Consider the following 23,595-nt stretch of genomic DNA (forward strand, 5'->3'; position numbering starts at 1 on the left):
CTAGCCAAGTAAATGTACGATTATGTGAACCATAAACGGTCCAACCAATACCATAAAAATACCAGCTAACACCATGGTTAAACTTGCGATAACACCTTCATCTTTATGGCGCATATATGCTTTACTGGCTCCAAATCCATGCGCTGCATTTCCCAAAGAAGCGCCTTGTGCGAAACTTGATTTAAGTCTTAAACAACCTAAAACCACATCCCCAATGAGCATACCTGTGACTCCAGTGATCATGGTAAATAGAATTACCAGTTCAACTGAACCTCCAATATGAGTACTCAGCTCCATGGCAAAGGGTGTGGAAATCGAACGGGCCATTAAACTATATGTTGTGGTTTGATCGAAGTTAAATAACTTGGCTAGATAAAAAGCGCTGAGCATTCCTGCAAGCATACCGATGATTACACCCATAGAAATCGAGATGATATGCGCTTTGATGATTTTTCGATATTCAAAAATGGGAATTGCAAAAGCCACTGTCGCAGGTCCAAGCATCCATATGATCCATTGACTGTCCCGCATATAGGCATCATAAGAAATATGGGTTGTCAGTAAAATTGCAATTAAAACAGTAGGAACCAGAATTGCAGGTGATAGAACAAGATAAGGAAACTTTTGATAAAGTCGTTTAACCAGTACATAGGCAAGCAATGTTATTATAAAACAAAATATTGAAATAATAGACATTATTTTTCTCCATGTACGACTTGTGTTGTTTTAACAGCAGTGCGTTGGCTGAGTTTTTTCTCTAACTTAAAGCCAAGATGAACACTATATGCAGTGAAGACCATCACACAGATTGTGCCCAATACCACGACGACAATAAGTTGCCATCCCTCAGTCATAAATAAGTCTTTGTATCTCATTAAACCGATAAAACATGGGATAAAAAATAATACCAATTCACCGAGTATAAAATCTGAACCAGATTTGATCCAACTCAATTTAAACATACCTGTCATGAGTCCAATCAAAACCATAAACAAACCAATCACAGCGGCAGAGATCGGTAGATTAAATTGTTTTTGAATGATGGAACCCATCCACCAAATCAAGATCAAAAGTCCAATCTGTAAGATGACTTTGTAAATTGATGATAATGAATGGTGTTGCGTATACGTAGACATTTATAAGCTGATATTTTAAAAAGATGTGTTATTTTAGTTGCAAAGATTGCTGCATATTATGAATAATTAAACCATAATTATGCTGAATTGGAATAATTTGTGGATATTAAAAACCTTAAAATCTTTGTGGAAATTGTCAATTGTGAAAGCTTTACGCTTGCAGCCGACAGATTGTTTATGACTCAACCCACCATTAGTAAATCAATCAAACATTTAGAAGAAGAACTTGGAACAGCATTGTTTAAAAAGGGTGAAGCGGGCAGAAAAAGGGAAGTTGTGCTCACCTATATTGGAGAATTAGTCTATCAACATGCATTAAATATCTTAAATGAACAAAAACAGATATTCGATAATATTGATCAAGTTCAAGAGTTAAAAAAAGGTAAATTAACCATAGGTTTACCACCATTAGGTTCAGTATTGCTCAGTCCATTAATTGCTTTATTTCACCAAAATTACCCAGATATTCAACTCAAATTTCTTGAAGTTGGCGCCAATGGAATTGAAGAAGCAATTGCAGCGAAAAGTATTGATGTCGGCATTTTACTGGGAAATTTGAGACCAAGTTTTGCGGCAATTCCTGTTATAGATTCACCAATGTGTTTATTGGCTAAGAAAAATTCTCATTGGAATCAAAGAAATACTGTTCATCTAAATGAACTTAAAGAAGAAAAATTTTTACTTTATGCGGATTCATTTACCTTAAATAAAATGATTATTCAGGCTGCAAACTCTGTAGGTTTTGAACCCAAAGTGGTTTGTAAAAGCAGTCAATGGGACTTTATTACCAAAATGGTAGAATTCAATATGGGGATCGCAATTTTACCTAAAATCTATTGTGATCAGTTAGATTCAGAAAAGTTTTGTTCAGCAATCCTCAATGAACCTAAATTACATTGGACACTGAGTATGGCTTGGAATATTACTGTAGCGATGAGTCCGGCAACGAAAGCATGGTTGAATATTGTTGAAATGAATCGGGATAAAATCCATTTTTAATGGGGCATCTTTTCGCGTAGATGATACGAGGCAGCAATTTTCCTTTGGTTGAAACAAATTTCTTAGGTGAGGTATGGAATTTACATTAAAAGAATTAAATCAAATTTATTTATTTTTACTTAATCGTCCTGAAGATTCGGCTGTTAGGTTGATGAAAAAAATAGAGTCCAAGTATAAATTTTGTTGGATGTGTCAGCAGTTGGTGTTGCCTGAGAAATTTGAAGCTCATGAACACGACCACATAAAACACTTTAGTAGATAGATATTTTTTAAAAAAAACTATATATATCAAATTGTTAATCAATATAATTTCGCATAATGTATATTATGTTAAATAAGATACCAAAGGCTGTGGCTACACAACGCTATTGTTGCCACAGATCGTCAACGTGAATACCAATAATTTTAATTCACGTTGACGACTATCCTAAGTAACATAATATTCGTTATGCAGAAATCACGCTACTCGACTTACGTATTAATCCAAGCCTACGTAAATCTGCGTGGCTATGATGTCTATGTTTGGGTACATGATACAGATTTGTCAATCGTTTCCCCGCATATTATAAATTGGGGTTTGAGAACTTTACTAAGTTGTATGTACCGTGTTTAAATGACTGAATTGTCCTGTGGTTGTATCTGTTCTTTAATGATGAGCTGCTGACAATGGTTCAATTTGTTCTGAACAACACCATTCAAATAATCTTTAAGGTTTTGGCAAATACAAAGATCAATTTCTGAGTATGTAGCAGCTAGAACAATTTCATTCATGATGGAATTAGAGTGTTCATAGACTTCTGTCAGTTGATGAATATTTTTATTAAAGTCTTTGATTTTATTAATTAGTTCACATGCCTTGTCCATCACCCTACTCTCCTAAATATTCACAAATTTCAGCATTCGCTTTTTTATAGGTTTCTAAGTGAGCATCAATGAGTGAATAGTCATACGACTAATCACTTGCAACTACTGCCAAATGTTCAAGGCATCTTTCTGTAGATTCAGCAGGACAACAAATGTCTAAACATGGATGGCCATATTGAGCAACAATTTCATCAACTTTATTAAAAGCAGCTTGTATAAAATCAAAATTATTTTTAAAGGTAATTATGCTCTTAATGTTAATTTCCAGTCCAATTCGAGACTTTGCAAACATGCATGCAAATGCAAGTATTATTGGAAACACGTCCACATGTGAACTATGGAGATTTAATACTGGTTCAAAACGTTCGCCTGAATGATCAAGAGCAAGAAGCCTTGTGAAAGAAGGCTGTTGAATTGAATAAAATACTTATTCAGAAAGGACAACAGCCAATTAGAGATAGTAAACTTGTTCATATTTTAATTGAACAAAGTATTGATTTTATTAAAGTTGGTGCAAGTAAGAATGTAATTATTCCCAAATAAAATGTGAATTTTATTAAAAGTCTTAAATTTAAGACTAGAGTCCACCATTAGAGAGCGTAGACTCTTTTATGTTAGCCTAGAATTCCAAAATACTGTTGAAGGCCTGTAGCAAGAAGACTACCTGCAGCACCTACAGCAACCTGCCAAGTACCATCAATAGACTTACCAATCATTTTTGCCATCCAACCCTTTAGATCAGAACTATATTCGCTTGGTGATTGGGGTAAAGGAGTAACATCGATAATAGTTTGCAGCTCTTGGATATCAGTTTCTTGAATGCCATGACTTCTTAAATTAGAAGCTAAGGAATTAAAATCACCTTTTATAATTTGTAGTGTATTGGTTGATGTTTGATTAATTATTGAGTTGTCATTATGGTTAGCCATATTACCAACATTACTAATATTGTAATTAATATTCTGTGTCATTTTCTTTTCCTGCTCTGTGAATTGCCATTCCTCGCCTAAAATATTATTTCTTTCAAGCTCTTCGCTGAAAAATAAAATTTTTGACCTAACAGAATATAACGCATTCTCAATATCCGAGTAATGAATATCTAAGAATAAATTATACTTATCTGGGATGTTTCTATTTATTTTAATATTATCTTCAATTTGTTTGTCAAGAGAAATATATAATCTTTGTTCATCATTAAAACCATAATTTTCAAATTTAATAATACTATCTTTAAAAATTTTATATGAATCATCAAATGAGCATGGAAGAGAATATGTTTCAGCACCATGTCTAGCAAGAACACTCCCTCTAATCCAACGGTATTGAGGAATATTTTTAATTTCAGATTTAAAATATCCATCTATTTCTAAATTACAATATTCTCTGAAATCATCTAACTTTAGTTTAGATGCAATTAAGCGAGCATTTAAAAGAATTTCACTAACATCTACAGAGTAATCTAAGCATAATTTTTGTAAAGAAATGACTGCTTTCATATTTAGTTGACCTCTGTGTTTAGTTCCTATCGATAAATGAATCGATATTATGATTTGCCATGTTGTTTACAGTGTCAATATTATAGTGAACATTTAAAATATGTTCCTTTTCAGTTGAAGTAAACTCCCACTCCTCCCCAAGAATTCCCTCTTTTTCAAGCTGATAAGATATTTCTAAGATTTTAAACTTAATTGTATCTAGTGCTTTTTGAAAAGGAATTTTACTCGCTCGAATTTGAAAAATAAAATGACTATCTTGACATTGTGGATTGCTTTCTCTAAGAATTTTATCTATGTCACTTTTTACTTCAAGAGTAACACTATCTGATTTAGTTTTAATTGCACCCTCAAAAAAAGAAATTCCATCCTTTATAATCTGACCAGAAAATATTGCATCAGCATTAAAAATAGCAGTTTGTCCAGATAATGAATTTTTCAAACATAAAGAACCAAAAATATATCTATATTCAGGAATTTCAGAATCATCAACAGATTGGTAACCATTCAATTCTAATTCACACCATTTTTTGAAATCATCCAAATTTAATTTACAAGCAATTAAGTATGCATGTCTTAAGATATCACCGATTTGAGATGATGGATCTAAAACTAATTTTTGTAATGCAATAATTGCTTTCATATTTCCTAACTAAATCCAGGCCATTCTGAAGTCGCATAACTTCATTTTATGTTAAATAACATCTCTACGGCAGCACCCTAATTTAGTTGCATGACTGCAACTTCATTTCAATCGTTGGTCCTGTGCCTGACAGCTTATGTAACAAGTGACAATGCTGTCAAGCATCTGTTAAGTAACATAATATAAGTTATGCAGAAATCAGATCGCTACTCTACTTGCGCTTCAGTCGAGCCAATGTCTGGATACAGGAGGCAAATATCGCCTATCGTTTCTCGCATATTATAGGTTGAGGGTAATTGAAAATTATGACCACCGATTAAAACTATACATACTGGAAGCTAATCACTATACGTTTCTATTTCTAAAATATTTTATTAACATGCTATATTTACTATAAAAATAAATTATTTTTAAAATGGTAAATTAAAATACCAGTTCGCAGGAAGAGGTATTCGACTATATTCATGTTCTGACGCGGAGTATTTTTTATAGGCGGTATCTTCCGATTCGTTCAAAAAATTCATCCGCTCACTTGGTGTCAAAGTAGCTGATGTTGATTTTTTTAGTAGCATTTGCAAATTTGTAAGTCTAAGAGGAATAGAACGTATTTGACCATTTTCAGAAATCACATAAAGCATATGTTTTTTATAGTCTATAGGTAAGGCTGTAATAGCCTGATTAATGGATAGACTTGCTAATAGGCGTTGTGTATTTAGGTCCCATATCTTCAATTTTCCATCCCATAATCCTCCTGTAATGATTACACCAAGTTCCATATCAATATTCCATGCACTTATACTACCTATCTGTGCGATTCCTACTTCTGTTCTAAAAGCTTTTCTTTTTGTTTCACCTATCTTTTCAATAAGCCATAGACGCCCACTAGATGAAGCATAAAGAGCAACCCCATTTTTTATAGTACATTGCTCAATCCATTTCCCATCTTCTTTCCACATCTGTAGCTTTTTCCCATCACGAGACCAAGCAATAGTCCCATCCATTGATCCACTTAAAACTAAGCCACTATTGGAATCTATAGCTAAACAAAGAACTTCATCATTATGAGGATGCCATGTGATACGTTTGCCATTTGTAAGATCCCATCTTATTATTTGACCATTTGATAGACCAATTGATATCCAATGACCATTTTCAGAAACGGCTACGGCCGTAGGTTTTATTGGTAGAGGATTTTTATCTAATAAGCGAGCACCTTTAGTGGTAATGATATTTAGTCTATTTTTTGAATCTAATATGATAATACCGTTTAAATATGAATTGTACACAGCATGCGTGGCTCCAGAACAAAAATTCAATACTTGATCAAAGCCTTTATTATTGTTTTGTCGTATTAGTTGTACATCCCCATTATTATTAGTCCACCATAACGCTTTATTTTTAGAATCAAAATTCAACATTATAGGATAGCCATTGATATCATTTTGCGAGCAATTATTTGCTGATTCAATTAATTGAGGTGTTTGATCAAGCTTACCTTTAGGGTAAATAAGTAATTTATTATCACCAGTCGCTATAGCAAGCGTGGAAGTATCAGCATCGAATGCACTAGCATATAGCTTATAGCTTATAAAGGTTTGCCAAGAAGTTTTCCATGATTTACGGTGCCAAATATATGTTTCCCCATCATTCCCTAATGACATCAATTGTTCCCCAGACAAGGACCAGATTAACTTTTCTGCTCCTTCATGACCTTTTAATAAAATAGGTTCAGAGGTATGAGAAAAGGGTGAATTCCATAAACGTATTCCTAAACCCTCTTGTAAAGTAGCTAATACTTGGTTATCAGGTGACCAAGCAATTTGTGTAACTTTTAATGATTCCACATCTGTTGCCGAAAATCTTTGACGATAAAATAAAATAGTATGGTCTAATAAAATTGGATCAGCATGAGTTTTCGTATGAAAAAGACGTACATTGCCATCAAGTTGAGAAAGGCCTAATAAGGATCCATCAGGTGAGAAAGACATTGTATGGACTGGATGAGTTAATGGAATCCTTTTAAATTGATATTCAGCTCTATATTCATTCCATTTTCCAATAAACAGTGAGTTACCTGATTGAAGAGCTAAAAGACCTTCTTTTCCGCCTGTTGCGATATTTACACGATCATTTTTGAATAAAAACGAATTTTTTTTATCTACTTTTATTTGGTGAGCCTTACCATTAGCTATAGTAATATGCCAAATAGTCCCTATATCTGTAATTAAAATCCACTTCTCAGGATAAATAGTATCTTTCCAAGCTGCTATCACTTGTGAGTCAAGAGGGATAATCTCTGCTTTGGTCTTTGTAGCGGAGTTCAAAAGGCACCAATAAACCTGTGATTTGTCTCCTGTAATTAATATTTCTTGACCGTCTTCTACAGATAGCAGGTGCTTTATATCATCAAAACCAACGTCACAATGCTGACCGAATATGGCAACAGCACTTTTAGATTTCAAAGTAATTTGATGAACTTTACCATCATCATATGCCAAATTTATTAAACTACCATCTTGGTTAATTGTTGCAGCTTTAACTATTTTCGAGCCAGCAGATACTAATTCTTCGTTTATCCCTATATCATTTTTTTGTGCCCGAAAGATCCCCCCATGATTATCAATAGTTACTATTTGCCCGCTTTTTGTAGTCGCTGCAGTAATAATTGCATGGCGATGACCTCGTAAGCGAGATAATGGTAACTCATTATTGGTGAGCTCTAATCCAACATTTAGAGCATTTGGTGGAGCATTTTTAGCATCGACCTCATTAAATATTAACGCTGCTATAAGCGGTGAGTGTTCAGAAGATGCTTCTGCAATATGTACTAAGGACGCAGCTTTAGATTCTTTTGCCCTAGAACTGGCTTCAAAAAATTGCCAAGCTGTTCCACTTGCACCTAAACTAACTGCTATAGCTGCAACGATACTCCATTTTAGAAGTTTACGTTTTCTTTTTAAATCTTCACGTTGCCAAAGAGCAGCAATATCTGCACTAGTATCTTGCGGTATTTCTAATAAATCTAATGCTAAACGGACCAGCTCATCCTCTGCATCCCGAACACGAGCACCGAGTGTTCCTCGCCATTGCCGTATATCGTACCAAATCTGATTGACATGAAGACCTGCACCGATTGCTGCTTTGGGTATAATGTCAGCTAAATTTGTTTCGTCTGAGCTTTTCGTTTGCGAAATAACTAACAGTATTGATTGGGAACCACGATTTCTTAACATCCATTCAACTTCGCGATTTACCCATGCTGATTTAGCTGATTCCGGGGAGCAAATTACGATAAGCTTATTTGATATTTGTAAAGACTGTTCAATCCTTTGCCATACCCCATCTTCATTCTTAATCTGAACAGGTAACCACTGACGAAAATCACTACCATCTCTACAAATTCTTAATGGAGGTAGTTTTTTTTCTCCATTATTAACTCTTGAATGAAAGCTTTCTAGAAAGGCTTCTAATCGTCGTGCAATAAAATAGTCACCACGTGTTGAATAGCTTAGAAAGGCATCAAATAGGTGAGAATTTGCTAAATTAGGCATAACATAAATCCTCCTAAAAATAACATTTTGTTTTTAAAAGTATTATTATTCTGAATGCAAATTGATTTCAGTAGTTATAGGGACTTTTAGCAATCGAATGTTATGAGTCAGTGATAACTTACTTTAAATTCCAGAGTATTTACTGAATATGCTGAACTAAAAACCGTATATCACTCTTCTAACAAAAGCTATCGGAGGTGTTCCGCATACTGGATTGCTTCACGAATAGCACGAATACTAATTCCCTCATTGGCTTCATACTCTCCTTTTCCATGTAACTGAGGCATAACAGATGAACCAGCATGATGAAGTGCAACTACCTCCCAATTCATATTAAAAACTGGACTACCTGAACTACCAGGTTCGGTTGGAGTACGATAATGTAATAATCTTTCTTCATCACAAATATCTAATAATTCAGTGTCATGTAAAGATAATTGAAGCGCATCACCAGAAGGATGCCCTACTATAAATACTTTTGTTCTTGGCGAAGGTATTGGTAAGTTGTCATTTACAGAAAGTGGCAGGCCACCTTTTGGCCAAGTTTTCAATTTTACTACTGTAACATCTAACATTTCACCAGAGGTAACTCCCAAATTACCAGGAGGCGAAGTAAACATAACTGGTGGAAGAACTTTATGTGATATAGGCTGTCCCTTTACAACACACTCAAGTTCAAATGTTATCCAAGCATCAGAGGGAGAAACGGCTCCAGCAATACTGTCACTGATTACATGAGAGTTAGTTACAAAAACTAGCTCTTGATTGATACCTAAATTGAGACTCTGAGCACTAACTAGAAAACCAGTACCTACTCTATGTCCAGACTTGTCAGTTACACACCCTATGCTTGCACATTTCTCTAACATTTTTCTTATCATATTTACCGTAAATGTCCGCTCCCCAGAGAAGTTTTTCTCTAAAGAATTTGGGTCAATATGCACTGTTTTTAACATTTCCGTTGAAATGGACCATCTCTTCTGAGTTCTCATGACATATTGGTCAATTATACGACTTAGTTTATCTGCACAACTTGTGTTACGTAATGCATTACCATGCCAAATTTCTCTTAATTGGCGAGAGTAACTTTCGATATGAAAAGGTCTAGTTAATGTATGCTGTAAAAACCGATATAACCAAAGTTCGGCTAAATCACATTTATTAAGAGCTAAATATGCTTCGGAAGCAGTTGCAAAGAGCCATTGGCTGTCATCACCTTTCATTACCCTATTCAGAACATCACTAAGGATATCTTCTGCTAATTTCGGTAATTTCAGGTCATCAGCAATTTCTAGACCTATATCAAGACGCTCCTGAATAGCAACTAAAGCTACGATATTAATACCATGATAATATGGCCTAGAATTGTTACGATATCTTAGTGCATACAATTCAATTGCCTTATCCAATGAGTCAATATCATCAAATAAAACATATCTCTGCTTCGCTATTCTTGCCTGCTGTCCCTTATATTCTCCTAATTCTATTTTTGCTTGTTGGGTATTTAAGGAGGTTGCAAGAGGTATAACTTTTGCGAGGGATTGCTCAGCCTCATCTAAATCACCTAATTCTATTAAAGCGGTTATGTAGCTTTTTTCAACAAGCAGATCTAATCCAAACTTTGAACGCCAACTATAGGCTAACTCTTTTGCTACTTTGAATAGTCTATGATTATTCAAAGCTATTAATGCTTTTCTAATTTTCTCGACAGGAGGACTGTTTGAAGTACCTAATAGATGATTTATATACTGAATAATATTTGAAAAATCATCGGGTAAGCAATCTGGCACTCCACCCTCTAGTAGTTCTGACGTAAGTCTTGTTAGTTTTTCTTCGTTCATTATAATTTTACTCCTAAGCTTTCAGCTAAAGCTCTACGGAACTGAACACCAGCTAGATAATGCGTTGCTGTATGCCTCCAACTGCCCCAATTTGATTCTTTAATATCTTTTATCTTAAGTTTATTGTCTGATAAATATTCATTAGCTAACTTAGGATCTACTCCACAAATTGGATCTAATGGGTCATATACATTTATCCAATTCATTAATTTAGCTGATGGGAAATCGACCAATTTTACTTCAGATGAGCGTAGCTCATCCTGTATTTCCTTAATTCCTAGAGGTGATCCAAGTGTAATTAAGCTATCAACAAAAGGACATTCTTCAACATTACGAAGGACATCATACGCAATCATAGTTCCCATACTATGAGAAACAATCACAATTTTTTCGGCAATTTCATTTGCTCGTTTTAAATCACTCAGAAAACGGTTACGAATTTCTTTACGTACTTCAAAACTAACCCCATCGGAGCGTTTATAATCTTTATTAAAAAGATAATAATATGCTTCTATTGCTGCTTTCCGAATAACAAATTCTTTTACCTCTTTTGGTAACCATGAAGCTATTTCAAGCTGTCCTGGTATAGTTGCATTTAATGCTTTTGAAGGCTGACTATCTAATTTAATATTTTGTTTAATTAAAATTTGAGAATTAAATTTAAGCTGTAACTCTGATAAAAATCTTACCTCACGAGGTGTTGTAGGTTGTGGTAATTGAAGCTCACCAATAACTTTATTACAATCATCTATATTAATTATAATGTCATTTGTAGCTTCATACTGATCGCTATAATCTGTTTCATAGTCTGTGCCATAAAACACATCCGCCCAATATGAAAAAAATAATGGTATTCCTTGATCTTGGAGATTGATTCCTGGATTAATATTCCCAAATATTTCTGGTTTAGGTCCATTGCGTTCTAGTCCCCATAACCATATTTCTTGCAATTTCTCAGGTTTAGGTTTTTTTGCAAGCCCATGTATGAATATTACAGCTACTTTTTTTTTCTTTTCCATGGATCTCTCTCCAGGTAATAATTTTTAATTATTTCTTTGGATATTTTAGCCTTATTATTGATAATAAATTTAAAGTGCAATCTTTTGCAACATAAATATTCATTAGCAAAAAACCTAGTTTTTTAAATTATTTACGAACCTATAAACTTCTTCTTTATTATCCTTAGACCTCTTTCAAATCATTTTGCTCAACTCCATTTAAATTAAATCTCAACCCTAGTCATTTACCTCGGTTTAGATAAAGCCAGCAAAGATCATAAATTTTTTGAGCTTGCCAAATATATGCTTAATTCCAATTCTTCTTTTATTGATTTCTCGGTTGTGATTTTTGAATTCAAAATGCAATTTTCAACATCTTTTGGCTTTTAATGGTAATAAACTATTCTAGAACAACACATATCTCCCACTTCATGAACTTAATTTTTTAGAATTTAACAAAAAATATTTTAAGAACTTGAATTTAGATAATTTATTTTAATTTTACTTATGAACTAGATTTTAGGTAAACATAAGTTAAATAAGATATCCAAGACTGTAGCCTACACAACACTGTTGTTGCCACAGCTCAGCAACGTGAATTATGATTGTAGAAATTCACGTTGCTGAGTATTCCAAGTAAAATAATATAAGTTATGCAGAAATCAGATCGCTACTCGACTTGCGTATCAGTCGAGCCTACGCAAGTCTGTGTGGCTATGACCTCAATGTCTGGGTACATGAGGTAAATATCGCATATCGTTTCCCGCATATTATAGGTGTAGTTTCTGAATCAAATGTCTCCTGCTATTTCAGCACACATCAATAGGAAGATAAGCTGAAATTTTCCATGTTAATTACGCTTAATTCTAAACCCTCTCATTTTTCAACCAGCTCAGGTTATAATGATGGTCTACCCAAATATAGTTGATCTATTATGAATGCCTCTAATGACCCTCTACACGGCAAAAAACTTGCTGATATTTTGGATGAGTTATTGGATTATTACGGTGGCTTTGAAGGCTTAAGTCGTAAAATTGAAATTAGATGTTTTTGTATAGATCCAAGTGTTAAGTCATCGTTACGATTCTTGCGTACCACACCATGGGCGCGTGAAAAAGTAGAAAGCTTATATTTGTATGTCTTACGCCAAAAAGCCAAACAGAAATCGTAGCTATCTTAAGATCTTTCTAGTAGGAAAATATGTACTCATAGCTAAGTTCACGAACCAAATATTTTATAAGTTATAATTTTAATGCTCTAAGTAATTAAATTTATTGTTTATTAAACATAAATTTAATTATGAACTTAATTTTAGCTATATACATGATAAATAAGATATTCTAGACTATGTCTCTTGATTATTGAATATAGAAATTTCGTCTATTGACATTTTTTGTAAAGATAAGATTTAATCATTTCATTTGCTTGTATGTCCAATAATTCATCAGCCACCCAAAATACAAAAGACTGATCTTGAACAAACACTTTTTTCTTTATATATGTTGTCACCAGCTTAGATGAAGCATTCTTCACTTTAAAAGATTTTTTATAATTTACTTTTCCAAGCAGCTTACTGCCATTCCAAGGTCCACCGATACAAAAGTTCATAGTATTTTTGTCTATTATTCACGTAATAAGTGTATGATATTTTGTTTAATTTTTAACTTATACTTTGGTCTAAGCAGCCAATAAACCTCTAAGAAGAGGTTTATTTATTTCATATTTTAAGGCGCAAAAAAGTTAAGCTGCTGATCTTTTTGCTGTAAAGGTGCTTTATTTTGCTTTATCAATTGCTTTTGGTAGTCTTGCTCTGAAATTATTCCCCTGTTGCGTGCTTGTTGAATGGATTTTAACTCTTGCTCATAAGTATGTGAGTTTAAAGCCTGAGTATCATTGTTTTTTAACAAATACTGGGATTTTTCAAATGGGCTCATATTTGAAGTCATGGCTCGATTTTGATTGATTTGGATTACATTTGCATCACGTTGATTGATGCGATCTTTTTCTTGCTGCCTTGAAATTTCAAAAAAATCGACTTGCGTATCATGGTTATTTTCATGTCGTGTTTCATTTTGCAAAAACACATCTGATTGAGACTTCTTAAATATATCTTCAGCACTATACACTGAGCATGTGATTATCGGTATTATAAAGGCGACTAAGAGTTTGTTCATCATAGATGTAAAATTTCAAATAAAAAAGTAATCTTTATATTTTATATCGGCTTTATCATTCTTTCAAAGTTAAAAAATAATTAACTTAAATTACAATGACTTGATTGTATTTTTGATGGATTTCAATCCCATAAAAACTCACTTAGCGTGAGTTTTTATTTCTTGAATTTTCACCAATCACAGAGAAAGTAATCACTGGATGCCAACTAAAAATAATCTAAAGCCAACACTAAAAATAATAGAATGGTGGATAAAATTAAATATGTATTGATGTTATGAAAGCTCTTAAGATAGTCTAACATTGGTTATCTCCCATAAGAATTCAATAAAATACTACACGGGTGATCATTTCCAAAAAGATCATGAAAACAAAACTAGACAAAAAAATACGCAATGAAATTCATTACTTGGCTTATGAAACATTCATAGCGATATGTTGGAGCACTATGCTTAACTTGCATCACTTCATTTTTACTGAAAATCAATACTTCTATTTTTATTCTGCATTACATCAATTGATCACTACTAAACGATAAACCTGAATTCGAATTTTCCTTTATAATCAATTTGATCCAAATAGTCTTTAATTTCATGAGCGATATTTCTAAATGTTTCCAAAACATCGCTTGGTGGGTCTATTCGTACTTCAATCTTAAAAGTTTCACCATCTTTCTGGGTATGGTGTATATATGTACCGTCGCAATTCATTTTTAAAGTCAGATAATCTTCAATTGTGTCAGTAAACTGTTGTGTTACTAACTCAATTTTTGAAAATTTATACATTGCTGTTTTTCCTTGATCTTATTTCGCGATCTGATAAAGAATCTGGACCAAGATTCTTTGGGGCTATAAGATCGATCAGTTATAGGGACGATGGCACTTGAGCTATGAGTCTCTATATCGTATTCTTTAGATATATTAATTTAAAATTAGTATAACAATCAACTTAAAATTTTCGAGAATTATATTATTTTGAGATTTTATATGACTTATTCAGCATTTTATTTATTTTTTTCGATTTGATTCTTATTGATATGGTGCAACAAACTAAAACGATTTTAAGTTGTGATTATCATCAAATTTACCCATTTGAATCATCATCCTCTCTCAAATGACTTAAAAATTTTTTTGACAATATGTTCATGTGTAGGAAGGAGCCCAGCTTTTAACCCAAGCGGTTTGAATACTTTATCAACAACAGACTGAGTAAGTTTTCCTTTATCTTGCTCAATATCGCTCAGCGTACATGACTGATACCAACCAGCGTTGCATATTGTTGTTGCGACATACCGAGTAGGTTTTTCCGAAGATAAACCAATAAGTGTCCCATGCTTACTTCATTCATTAAATATTGTGTATATAAATTAATCAATATTTGTTGGCGATCTTGTGGTTGATTTTTAATATTCATAACAGTTTCCATCTTTTTAATTTAGCTTCGATATCGTCGAATGAAGGTGCAGGCATCTCAATAATCTGTTCAGGTACGCCCTTGCCTATTAGTCTTTGTTTTAGTCCACCTAACTTGTCTGCCAATGATTTTAGTGCATTCAAGGAAATATCAGGATCACACCACGGCGCTAATCTCTCAGTAATTTTCTCCCATTGGTATTCACCTCTTTCCTCATACGGACTTCCCCAAGTGGTTGATCTAATCAGATGTTCAGGGTCTGCTTTCATCGGGGCAAAATCATAAATCGGAGAAAGAAAAACATTTCCATTCTTTTTTAAAAATGAAGTATTACACCCATGATTATCTGAATTACCAAAAATGATATTGAGTAAATCTCTTTTATCTAAATATGAAATGGCATATTCTATTTGGTATTCCAGTTCACAGGGACCTGCCGATCCTTTTTCAGGATCTAATATTTTAAGTTCTGCTATATATAACCAGTGCGTTTCTAGCAATGTCTGTATTGTAAATTTCTTTATAAATAGAAATGAGCAGTAATTTGCTCAAAATTAGCATGAAAATCAAAAATGTGAATATATTTGCTCATTTTCACAATAAATACAAACCCCTTTCTTTGAAGTAGTGCGCAAAAATTTCGAACTAACTCTCTGGGTGAAGTACATCCAAAGAGACTTTAACCCGATCTAATACAATGGTTGTTTTAAACCATTCAACATTTGAATTGCAATGGAAAAGCTCATCACAGAGTGTCTGAAATCGACTCATACTAGGTACAAGAAGGATTAGGATGAAATCTGCTTCACCTGTCACATAGTAGCATTGCTGTACCTCGGGTCTAGAAAAGCTTTGTTTAAGCAGATCAAGATCAGAAATATGGGTTTTATTGACACGAACTTCCACCACTACCGTAATGACTTGATTGAGTTTATCGGGATCTAAAATTGCTGTATGTCCAGTAATATAGCCATGCTCACGTAATTTCTGAATACGGCGTTGTACCGATGCAGTGGATAAGTGTACAGCGTCTGCCAATTCACGTAAGGGGGTTAAGCAGTCTTTTTGCAAGCGCATCAGTAAAGCATAATCAAACTTGTCTAAAGTCATATCAATTGATTGAATATTGTGAGAAATTTTCTCATTTATAATAAGAATTTTCAGTAAATTTATCAAACAAGTTGAAATAAAATATCGTTTTCCAATTCAATTCGCTCACTCAGATGTCACAGCAATCCAATACCGCTCTAGGTATAACCCTCAACGTCATCGCTTCTATACTGTTTGCCGTTATGTTTGCTTATACCTCCTTATTGGGTGCATTAGAAGGTAATGAAATCTATGGTTGGCGAATTTTACTCACTTTGCCCTGTTTAACAGTTTTTATTATTGCTCAGGGGAATTGGTCACAAGTCAGACATATTTATAAACGTGTATGCAATGAACGTTTTTTTATATTTACTCGGCTGCTTTCTTCATTTCTGATTGGTTTACAGCTTTGGCTATTCATGTGGGCACCTGGCAATGGGTATGGATTGGATGTTTCTCTTGGTTACTTCATGATGCCAATTATTATGGTCGTTTTAGGAAGAGTTGCGTTTAAGGACAAAATGTCAGGTTGGCAAAAGTTATCCTGTGTCTTTGCGATATTGGCTGTGACTCATATGCTTATCGTGTCAAAAAACCTTACATGGCCAACCTTGATGATCTGTTTAGGCTATCCAATTTATTTCTGGTTAAGACAAAAAACCAATACCAACAATATTGGCGGTGTTTGGTTCGATATGATGCTCAGTCTACCTTTAAGTATTTTCTTTATTTTTAAGGGCGGTGTTTTTACAGGTGCCTTAGGTTCCCCTTTGGATACTTTTTTGCTGATTTTAGGGCTAGGTCTAATCAGTGCCCTAGCACTAGGATTTCAATCTCTTTCAGCACCACACCTAAACTTGAGTCTGTTTGGACTTTTGGTCTATGTCGAACCTGTTTTGCTATTCATTGTAGCAATCATTCTCGGTGAAACAATTCAACCATCAGAATGGCCAACCTATATTGCGATTTGGATGGCAGTGTCTGTGTTGATGCTAGAAGGGATGATGAGTTTAAAAGCAAAAAGACATAGGATTAAGACTCAGTCATTGAAATAAAATTTATATATGTACCTTTGATATTTGATTGTTACAGCAACATGAATCTGTAAAATCATTTTCATGTTGCTGAATATCGACGGGTAAAATGATAAAAGTTAAGGTTTTTCACCTTGTTTTAAACGACGTTCAATATCATCTAAAACACCAGCTAGATCTGCGATAGTATCAATCACATAATGGGCTCCCGAATGATTCATTTTTGCATAGGCTTTATCTTTTAATATTTTTTGTTGAGTATCCGATAAAGACTGCCATTCTTCAAAGCTGAGACCGACTTCGTTCCCACTGATGGCCAAACCTACTGTCCAACATCCTGCATTTAAACCCTCTTCAATACCCACCACAGTGTCATCGACTTTAACTACTGTTTTGATGTCGGAAACATCCAGTTCAATTAAGTTCTTCCATAACATTTCTGGATAGGGGCGACCATGTTTCACATCACTTGCCGTCACTATACAGTCTGGTTGATAACCTTGGAGAGCTGCATCATGAACAAGCTGATCGATCATCATGGATGCATAGCCCGTGTTACTGCCGATTTTAATCCCACGTTGTTTGATATTTTCAAATACAGACAAGGCATTAGGAATCAAAGCCGAGCATTGAGGGATTGATTTAAGCTGATAGGGTATAAAGTCTTGGTATAAACGATCAATATCAGCATCCGTTACATCCTGTCCATAAGTCTCTTTCCACACTTGGGCAACACGAGGGATTTTCAATACTGCCGCAATATGATCACGTTTTTCTAAACCCATAGGCATACGTGCTTCTTGAGTCGTAATTTCAATTTTATTGTCTTTAAATAGCGCCATGAATGCCAAAATTGGTGCACGTGAACCAAAATCAACAGTTGTACCAGCCCAGTCAAAAACGACAGCTTGAAGTTGTGAGTTAACATTTGTCATAACATGATTTCCTAAAGATTATATATGAAAATTAAGCGCTTATAGAGTTTAAGTGTAGATGTGTATGACAATAATCAGTAACTGCCAACAGTAATCCCTCAATATCTTTTAAATAAACTTCGCCTATATTGCCGATACGGAAGCAATTTAGATCTGTGACTTTTCCCGGATAAATCACATAACCTGCTTGTTTCAACTTTTCATAGAACTGTTGAAAGTCAAATTTCGAAGAAGTTGGATATAAAAAAGTGGTAATGATTGGAGATTGTGAACATTGATTGTCGAGGACCAGCTCAAAACCAAGTGAAGTCATGCCTTTTGATAAAGTCTGTTGATTATTAAGATAACGTCGGTGGCGAGCGGCAATACCCCCCTCTTTTTCCAATTCTAATAACGCTTGATAAAAAGCACGCACGACATGTGTTGGCGAGGTAAACCGCCATTTGCCATGATGATGTTCCATGGTGTGCCATTGATCATATAAATCCAGACTGACAGAGCGTGCGAGACCTTTGCATTGTGCTAGGCGATCACGCTTTGCCAAAACAAATCCAAATCCTGGAACACCTTGAATACACTTATTGGCACTAGAAATTAAAAAATCAATTTCGAGTTCTGCTATGTCCATGGGCACCCCACCAAAGGAACTCATTGCATCAACAATCCATATTTTGCCTGCAGCTTTGACTAAACGCCCAATATCCTGAATTGGATTTAAAATACCTGTTGTCGTTTCGCAATGTACACATGCCACATGGCTAATCTTTTCATCCATTAACGCATTTTTGATTTCATTTAAATCTGGCGTGCTGGTTTCAGGATAAGCAAGTTCAACCACTTCAATATTTAAACAGCGCGCCATGTTCAACATGCGTGTACCATATGCACCATTATGAATAATCAGTAATTTTTCATGTTTGGCAATCACTGATCCCAGTACCGATTCAACAGAAAAACTACCACTGCCCTGCATGAGTACAGCTGTATATTTTTCGGTTTGTGCTGTTGCAAGCTGTACAAGCCTTTGGCGAATATTCTGGACTAGGTCATTATATTCCTGATCCCAAGTACACCAGTCCTTTTGCATGGCTCTACGTACACCCGCAGAAGTCGATAAAGGTCCTGGAGTCAAAAGCAGATATCTATTGTCTAGATCTAGGTTTAAAATGTCTTGTGTGTTCATCATCTTACTCATCTGTTGTAGATTAATTGCAATAATATGTTGATCTGGTTTAAACCAGATTACCTGATTGAAACGGGTAGTGCTAAAAAATATGTTGTTGTAAAACATTTCGGATAAACCCTGCACCTGTGGTCATTCCTTTGCCGGCAATTGCACTAATTAAATATATGTTGGCTTCAACCTCAGTCACACAAGCCAATTCTGTTGGGTGCTGTAAGTAATAACCATTCCATCGACTTTGAATCGGAGGTAAATTCAAGCCGATTTTTTCAGCACAATAGTGCTCAATAAATCGATGGATTTCCTCACGCTGAAAGAATTGTTCAGGCTGATCAATATCACTGTATTCATGGCTGTCTCCCACAATGATTTGTCCTGCTTGATTTTGTTTAATCAAAATATGGATACCAAACTCACCGGCAAAGCCAAGTTGTGATTTTTGATAAAGATCTTGATAAGAAGGACAAATCTTAAAAGCGGGATAACGAGAAACAGACAGACCTGAATAAAGTGATACATCCAATTGTCGAGCCAAGGGCTGTGTCAGTGCCATTTGCAAAGTGCAGCGCTGTAATCCCAGTTCCTTGAGTATGGTTGGGTATAGGGTGTCAGTTTCAGCACCATGACAGATTAAAATATGCCTTGCCTGTTCACTTTGTCCTGAAGCCAGCAAAGCCAATGTTGAAGCTTGCTGTGTTGAGGTCTTGATGACGTAAGCATTGCAATGCACTTCCACGCCCAAAGAAATGGCATAGTGTAATAAGCTTTGTCCGATTAAATGCGGCTCAACTGAATAATCTTCTGTAAATAGTAGGCCTCCTAAAATGGATGTTTTTGCTTGAAGGAAGTCATATTGTTGAGTCATCTGTGCTGCTGAAATTAACTTCACCGGAATACCGTATTGCGCAGCACGTTGAGAAAACTCGTTAATAACTTGCCATTCCAATGCAGTATTCACTACATAGAGTCCGTGGCGCTGTTGAAATGAAATATCAGTATTCTGCTGAATTCGCTGATAAAATTACTTTGTTTCCAAAGCATATTCTCGCCATTGACTATCTGGCTTCGCCAATGTGGATGTTCCAATCATTCCAAAATTGCGCCGTGTTGCTCCGACGGGCTGTGCATCTTTTTCAAAAACCTTAACTTTCAAGCCCTGTTCAGCAGCTTGAATTGCAGCAGATAAGCCTAAAATCCCTGCACCTACAATAATTAAATCTGTCATTGTTGCGGTCATATCATGCTATTCCAATCCGTGATTTATCTTCATTTGGAGTGAGCAATGCCCTACCTCTTTGTTTGAAGTATCAAAATTAAAAGTTAATTGAAGATATTAGTGTGTCGTTTCACGCCACGCTTGAGTGCGTTTCAACAAACCTCTGGTTAGCAGTCCATGAATTAATTTGACCACTGCGGAGCTAAGCAAGATCAATACACTCATTGCAACAGCCGACGCAGTATCACCTGCATCATCCATGTTTAATACTGAAACTGCGGCGAGGTTTGTATCTGGCGAATACAGAAAGATTGCTGCGGAAACCGTGGTCATGGCATTTACAAACAAGTACACTGAAATATCACATAATGCAGGTAAGCTCAGTGGTAAATAGACTTTATAAAAAGTCTTCCATCGACTGGCTCCTAAACTCTGTGCAGCAGCTTCAAGTTGTGTCGGAATTTGTTTAATGGTGTTACTCAGTGCGAGATGAGGAACTGTGTAATAGTGAATAATGGTTGAAATAACCAGTAGACTCATTGTCCCATACAGAATATGCAAAGGGTTTTGTACATCATTGAAAAACAGGATATATGCAATACCCAGTACCAAGCCGGGAATAGCAAGCGGTAACAAGGTCAACATTTGCATCAGATGTTTCAGCAGCGGATGTACTTTGCAACGCTCTGTAGATAATGCCACCATGAAAATTACGATACTTCCGAATACCGTTGTAAACCCTGCAAGTTTGAGTGAATTGAAATAAGCATCCCAGCCTCCGCTTGTCACGTATTCAAAGCGATAGTGATCAAAGGTCATACTCAAATCATAGGGCCAATAACGAATGAAAGAAGCTGCGATTGCAGTGATGATCAGAAGTAAAATAAATCCTGCAATAAAATAACAGAAACCACTGAATAACCATTTGGTTAGAACCGTTGTTTTCATGATATATGGCTTAACTTGAAAATTTTGATAACGTTGCTGGCGTTTACTTTGGTAGCGATCAAAAACGAAAGCCAATACTGCGGGACAAAGCAACAGAATCGAAATAACAGCTCCCATTTGCATGTTTTGTTGACCAATGATTTGTTTATAAACATCCAAAGCCATCATATTGAATGAGCCACCAATGACCTTTGGTATTCCAAAATCGGTTAATACATATGTAAATGAAACTAGGCATGCGCTTACCAAGCCATATCGAATCGCAGGTAAGGTTACTGCGCTATGTGTAGACCACAATCCTTTGCCCAAACTGTGTGAAGCCTCTATGAGAGATTGATCAATATTCCGAAAAGCTGAAAGCATTAAAATAAATACAGCCGGGAATAGCCAAAAGCAATAACTCAGTAAAATACCCAAGGGACCATAAATTTCAGTTTCCCCCATGAGGTTTTTAAAAATACCTTGTTGACCAAATAGATAAACCAAAGCCAGAGACGGTAAAATAGAAGGTGCCAGAATCGGTAAAAATGCGATCGCCTTGAGCAATGCTTTCGCTTTAACATCGATTACCGTTAAAGCGTAGGCATATACACTTGCCAACAATACTGTAATGGTGGTGGCAAGTGTTGCCATCCAAAGTGAATTGAAGATCGAAGAAAACAAACTTTCATTGGAGAAATATTCAATAAAATTGGCAAAGCCGATATAGTGTCCATCGCTATCGAGAAATGCGCCTTTGAATAAAAGTGTTAACGGAAAAATAAGTAGACCGAATAAGGTAATTATACAAATCAGCAAAAATACAGACGAGCCCAAGGAATAACGCAATGACCTTGGGGTGTGATGTTTTAAAATGGCAGCGGCAGTTGTTTGATCTAACATAATGTCCGTCCTTTTCCATCAAAAACAAAAAGTTGATCTAATGCAACTTTGATATACATAGTTTGGTCTAGCAAAGGTAAAGCATCATTATCCAGATCTATTTGAATGGTACATGCTGTATTTAAATCCATCACTTGAGTAAATAAACGGCGTTTAGAACCAAGGAATTCTGTGGAAATCATAGAAACAGACAAGTATAAATATTCTGAATCATTTACAGCCTGTTCACAGATGTTGACCATTTCCGGGCGGAACGCCAATTCAATTTTTTGATCTATCTCCAAGGATGCGGTTTTTAATTTTATTTGCTGCCCAAAGACATGAATACTGTCGGTACCCACCACATGAGCAGGTAAAAAGTTCATAGTACCAATAAATTGGGCGACGAATTTTGTCTGCGGCTTATAATAAATATTATGTGGGGTATCGACCTGTTCAATCCCACCATCATTCATCACAACAACCCGATCCGAAATACTTAAAGCTTCTTCTTGATCATGTGTGACCATGACTGTCGCTAAACCTAGCTGCTGCTGAATCAAGCGAATTTTTTGTCTTAACTTAATGCGAACAGTGGCATCAAGTGCGGATAATGGTTCATCTAAAAGTAAAATATCTGGTTTTGGTGCAATTGCCCGTGCCAGTGCTACCCTTTGTTGTTGCCCACCAGAAAGTTGATTGGGATATTTTACTGCAACATTGGGTAACTCAATCAGTTGCAATAATTCTTCAATGCGTTGTCTGCGCTGTGTCTTATCCCATTGTTTGTTATGCAATCCAAATGCAATGTTTTCAGCAACGGTTAAATTGGGGAAAAGTGCATAATTTTGAAATACGATTCCACAGTGACGCTTTTCTACCTTTTGATTTGAAATATCCTGATTTTTTTTGAGAACTTGTCCGTAATCCTGTCTATCCAATCCTGCAATTATTCTTAAAAGCGTGGTTTTTCCGCAACCTGAAGGTCCTAACAGGCTTATAAACTCACCTTCATAAACTTCAAAATTAATATGGTCTAAAACTTGCTGCTTGCGAAAGCTTTTTTGCACATCAATAATTTCTAAGACTTTTGTTTTTTGCTCAGTGTGTATGATATTCCTGAGTCCAGACAACAGACTACTTGCAGATTGAGTCGAAAAACTTTTAGGTGAGTATGGCTTCATCAACGTCCCTTATCAAGAACTGAAAGTGATTAAGC

The 23,595-nt window shown here is 35.2% G+C and carries 19 protein-coding genes and 4 pseudogenes; 3 read left to right on the forward strand and 20 right to left on the reverse strand.

Annotated features, from left to right (window positions below):
* Together IMO47_RS18355 and IMO47_RS18360 are read right to left on the reverse strand one after the other, a co-directional pair.
* Positions 1–696: an LrgB family protein gene (locus IMO47_RS18355; protein ID WP_196077541.1), complete on the reverse strand. Its 696-nt coding sequence runs from the start codon at positions 694–696 to the stop codon at positions 1–3.
* Positions 696–1,136, reverse strand: a complete 441-nt coding sequence (locus tag IMO47_RS18360; RefSeq protein ID WP_196077542.1) for a CidA/LrgA family protein — start codon at positions 1,134–1,136, stop codon at positions 696–698. The genes IMO47_RS18355 and IMO47_RS18360 overlap by 1 nt, the downstream gene beginning before the upstream one ends.
* Positions 1,137–1,235: 99 nt before the next feature.
* On the opposite strand from IMO47_RS18360, the gene IMO47_RS18365 reads away from it, so the two are divergent.
* Positions 1,236–2,135 carry a LysR family transcriptional regulator gene (locus IMO47_RS18365; protein ID WP_196077543.1) on the forward strand — a complete coding sequence of 300 codons (900 nt, stop codon included), beginning with the start codon at positions 1,236–1,238 and terminating at the stop codon, positions 2,133–2,135.
* 609 nt (positions 2,136–2,744) lie between these two features.
* Here the strand turns inward: IMO47_RS18365 and IMO47_RS18370 are convergent.
* From IMO47_RS18370 to IMO47_RS18405, 7 genes and pseudogenes are all read right to left on the reverse strand, one after another.
* A complete protein-coding gene (locus tag IMO47_RS18370) occupies positions 2,745–2,999 on the reverse strand; it encodes a hypothetical protein (RefSeq protein ID WP_227552369.1) in 255 nt (84 codons plus the stop codon).
* A 4-nt stretch (positions 3,000–3,003) separates the two neighbouring features.
* Positions 3,004–3,291, reverse strand: a pseudogene (locus tag IMO47_RS18375) (hypothetical protein).
* Positions 3,292–3,613: 322 nt separating this feature from the next.
* The gene (locus IMO47_RS18385) at positions 3,614–4,495 is read right to left on the reverse strand and encodes a hypothetical protein (RefSeq protein WP_196077954.1); all 882 of its coding nucleotides are present in this window, start codon (positions 4,493–4,495) and stop codon (positions 3,614–3,616) included.
* Positions 4,496–4,514: 19 nt separating this feature from the next.
* Complete coding sequence (locus IMO47_RS18390; protein WP_196075173.1) at positions 4,515–5,135, reverse strand: hypothetical protein; 621 nt, start codon at positions 5,133–5,135, stop codon at positions 4,515–4,517.
* A 410-nt stretch (positions 5,136–5,545) separates the two neighbouring features.
* Entirely contained in the window at positions 5,546–8,686 is a 3,141-nt protein-coding gene (locus IMO47_RS18395) for a TIR domain-containing protein (protein ID WP_196075172.1), read from the reverse strand.
* Positions 8,687–8,874: 188 nt separating this feature from the next.
* The gene (locus IMO47_RS18400) at positions 8,875–10,527 is read right to left on the reverse strand and encodes a serine protease (protein ID WP_196075171.1); all 1,653 of its coding nucleotides are present in this window, start codon (positions 10,525–10,527) and stop codon (positions 8,875–8,877) included.
* Positions 10,527–11,546 carry a hypothetical protein gene (locus IMO47_RS18405; RefSeq protein WP_196075170.1) on the reverse strand — a complete coding sequence of 340 codons (1,020 nt, stop codon included), beginning with the start codon at positions 11,544–11,546 and terminating at the stop codon, positions 10,527–10,529. Before IMO47_RS18405 ends, IMO47_RS18400 begins: the two co-directional genes overlap by 1 nt.
* Positions 11,547–12,459: 913 nt before the next feature.
* Here IMO47_RS18405 and IMO47_RS18410 point away from each other — a divergent pair.
* Entirely contained in the window at positions 12,460–12,696 is a 237-nt protein-coding gene (locus IMO47_RS18410) for a VF530 family protein (RefSeq protein WP_003651786.1), read from the forward strand.
* 209 nt (positions 12,697–12,905) lie between these two features.
* Here the strand turns inward: IMO47_RS18410 and IMO47_RS18415 are convergent, their stop codons facing one another.
* The 6 genes and pseudogenes from IMO47_RS18415 to IMO47_RS18440 all read right to left on the reverse strand — a co-directional run bounded on the left by IMO47_RS18415 (position 12,906) and on the right by IMO47_RS18440 (position 16,220).
* Positions 12,906–13,133, reverse strand: coding sequence for a hypothetical protein (locus tag IMO47_RS18415; RefSeq protein WP_196074561.1), 228 nt, complete (start codon positions 13,131–13,133; stop codon positions 12,906–12,908).
* 116 nt (positions 13,134–13,249) lie between these two features.
* Positions 13,250–13,609, reverse strand: a complete 360-nt coding sequence (locus tag IMO47_RS18420) for a hypothetical protein (RefSeq protein ID WP_242052698.1) — start codon at positions 13,607–13,609, stop codon at positions 13,250–13,252.
* Positions 13,610–14,224: 615 nt separating this feature from the next.
* A complete protein-coding gene (locus tag IMO47_RS18425; RefSeq protein WP_196074563.1) occupies positions 14,225–14,482 on the reverse strand; it encodes a hypothetical protein in 258 nt (85 codons plus the stop codon).
* 314 nt (positions 14,483–14,796) lie between these two features.
* Positions 14,797–15,110, reverse strand: a pseudogene (locus IMO47_RS18430) (helix-turn-helix transcriptional regulator).
* Positions 15,107–15,493, reverse strand: a pseudogene (locus tag IMO47_RS18435) (HipA domain-containing protein); the annotation flags it as partial. The pseudogenes IMO47_RS18430 and IMO47_RS18435, both read right to left, overlap by 4 nt.
* 262 nt (positions 15,494–15,755) lie before the next feature.
* A complete protein-coding gene (locus IMO47_RS18440; protein ID WP_196075251.1) occupies positions 15,756–16,220 on the reverse strand; it encodes an Lrp/AsnC family transcriptional regulator in 465 nt (154 codons plus the stop codon).
* A 113-nt stretch (positions 16,221–16,333) separates the two neighbouring features.
* Between IMO47_RS18440 and rarD the strand changes: the two genes are divergently transcribed.
* Positions 16,334–17,254 carry an EamA family transporter RarD gene (gene rarD, locus IMO47_RS18445; protein ID WP_196075250.1) on the forward strand — a complete coding sequence of 307 codons (921 nt, stop codon included), beginning with the start codon at positions 16,334–16,336 and terminating at the stop codon, positions 17,252–17,254.
* Positions 17,255–17,352: 98 nt separating this feature from the next.
* On the opposite strand, the gene phnX is transcribed toward rarD, so the two are convergent.
* The 5 genes and pseudogenes from phnX to IMO47_RS18470 all read right to left on the reverse strand — a co-directional run bounded on the left by phnX (position 17,353) and on the right by IMO47_RS18470 (position 23,560).
* Entirely contained in the window at positions 17,353–18,168 is an 816-nt protein-coding gene (gene phnX, locus IMO47_RS18450) for a phosphonoacetaldehyde hydrolase (RefSeq protein WP_196075249.1), read from the reverse strand.
* Positions 18,169–18,199: 31 nt separating this feature from the next.
* On the reverse strand, positions 18,200–19,351 hold the full coding sequence (gene phnW, locus IMO47_RS18455; protein ID WP_196075248.1) for a 2-aminoethylphosphonate--pyruvate transaminase: 1,152 nt from the start codon (positions 19,349–19,351) through the stop codon (positions 18,200–18,202).
* Between the two features lie 82 nt (positions 19,352–19,433).
* A pseudogene (locus IMO47_RS18460) lies at positions 19,434–20,588 on the reverse strand (TIGR03364 family FAD-dependent oxidoreductase).
* A 96-nt stretch (positions 20,589–20,684) separates the two neighbouring features.
* Positions 20,685–22,397 (reverse strand): putative 2-aminoethylphosphonate ABC transporter permease subunit, encoded by a 1,713-nt coding sequence (locus tag IMO47_RS18465; RefSeq protein WP_196075247.1) that lies wholly within the window; start codon positions 22,395–22,397, stop codon positions 20,685–20,687.
* Complete coding sequence (locus IMO47_RS18470) at positions 22,391–23,560, reverse strand: ATP-binding cassette domain-containing protein (protein WP_196075246.1); 1,170 nt, start codon at positions 23,558–23,560, stop codon at positions 22,391–22,393. The genes IMO47_RS18465 and IMO47_RS18470 overlap by 7 nt, the downstream gene beginning before the upstream one ends.
* Positions 23,561–23,595: the final 35 nt, after the last annotated feature.

This window comes from Acinetobacter sp. Res13-Abat-PEC15-P4-01 (assembly GCF_015676285.1).
Lineage (GTDB): Bacteria > Pseudomonadota > Gammaproteobacteria > Pseudomonadales > Moraxellaceae > Acinetobacter > Acinetobacter nematophilus.

Excerpts from the sequence above, each read along its gene's own strand:
- IMO47_RS18355 (WP_196077541.1), bottom strand. The coding sequence starts at position 696 with ATGTCTATTATTTCAATATTTTGTTTTATAATAACATTGCTTGCCTAT.
- IMO47_RS18360 (WP_196077542.1), bottom strand. The coding sequence starts at position 1,136 with ATGTCTACGTATACGCAACACCATTCATTATCATCAATTTACAAAGTC.
- IMO47_RS18370 (WP_227552369.1), bottom strand. The coding sequence starts at position 2,999 with ATGGACAAGGCATGTGAACTAATTAATAAAATCAAAGACTTTAATAAA.
- IMO47_RS18385 (WP_196077954.1), bottom strand. The coding sequence starts at position 4,495 with ATGAAAGCAGTCATTTCTTTACAAAAATTATGCTTAGATTACTCTGTA.
- IMO47_RS18390 (WP_196075173.1), bottom strand. The coding sequence starts at position 5,135 with ATGAAAGCAATTATTGCATTACAAAAATTAGTTTTAGATCCATCATCT.
- IMO47_RS18395 (WP_196075172.1), bottom strand. The coding sequence starts at position 8,686 with ATGCCTAATTTAGCAAATTCTCACCTATTTGATGCCTTTCTAAGCTAT.
- IMO47_RS18400 (WP_196075171.1), bottom strand. The coding sequence starts at position 10,527 with ATGAACGAAGAAAAACTAACAAGACTTACGTCAGAACTACTAGAGGGT.
- IMO47_RS18405 (WP_196075170.1), bottom strand. The coding sequence starts at position 11,546 with ATGGAAAAGAAAAAAAAAGTAGCTGTAATATTCATACATGGGCTTGCA.
- IMO47_RS18410 (WP_003651786.1), top strand. The coding sequence starts at position 12,460 with ATGAATGCCTCTAATGACCCTCTACACGGCAAAAAACTTGCTGATATT.
- IMO47_RS18415 (WP_196074561.1), bottom strand. The coding sequence starts at position 13,133 with ATGAACTTTTGTATCGGTGGACCTTGGAATGGCAGTAAGCTGCTTGGA.
- IMO47_RS18425 (WP_196074563.1), bottom strand. The coding sequence starts at position 14,482 with ATGTATAAATTTTCAAAAATTGAGTTAGTAACACAACAGTTTACTGAC.
- IMO47_RS18440 (WP_196075251.1), bottom strand. The coding sequence starts at position 16,220 with ATGACTTTAGACAAGTTTGATTATGCTTTACTGATGCGCTTGCAAAAA.
- rarD (WP_196075250.1), top strand. The coding sequence starts at position 16,334 with ATGTCACAGCAATCCAATACCGCTCTAGGTATAACCCTCAACGTCATC.
- phnX (WP_196075249.1), bottom strand. The coding sequence starts at position 18,168 with ATGACAAATGTTAACTCACAACTTCAAGCTGTCGTTTTTGACTGGGCT.
- phnW (WP_196075248.1), bottom strand. The coding sequence starts at position 19,351 with ATGAACACACAAGACATTTTAAACCTAGATCTAGACAATAGATATCTG.
- IMO47_RS18465 (WP_196075247.1), bottom strand. The coding sequence starts at position 22,397 with ATGTTAGATCAAACAACTGCCGCTGCCATTTTAAAACATCACACCCCA.
- IMO47_RS18470 (WP_196075246.1), bottom strand. The coding sequence starts at position 23,560 with ATGAAGCCATACTCACCTAAAAGTTTTTCGACTCAATCTGCAAGTAGT.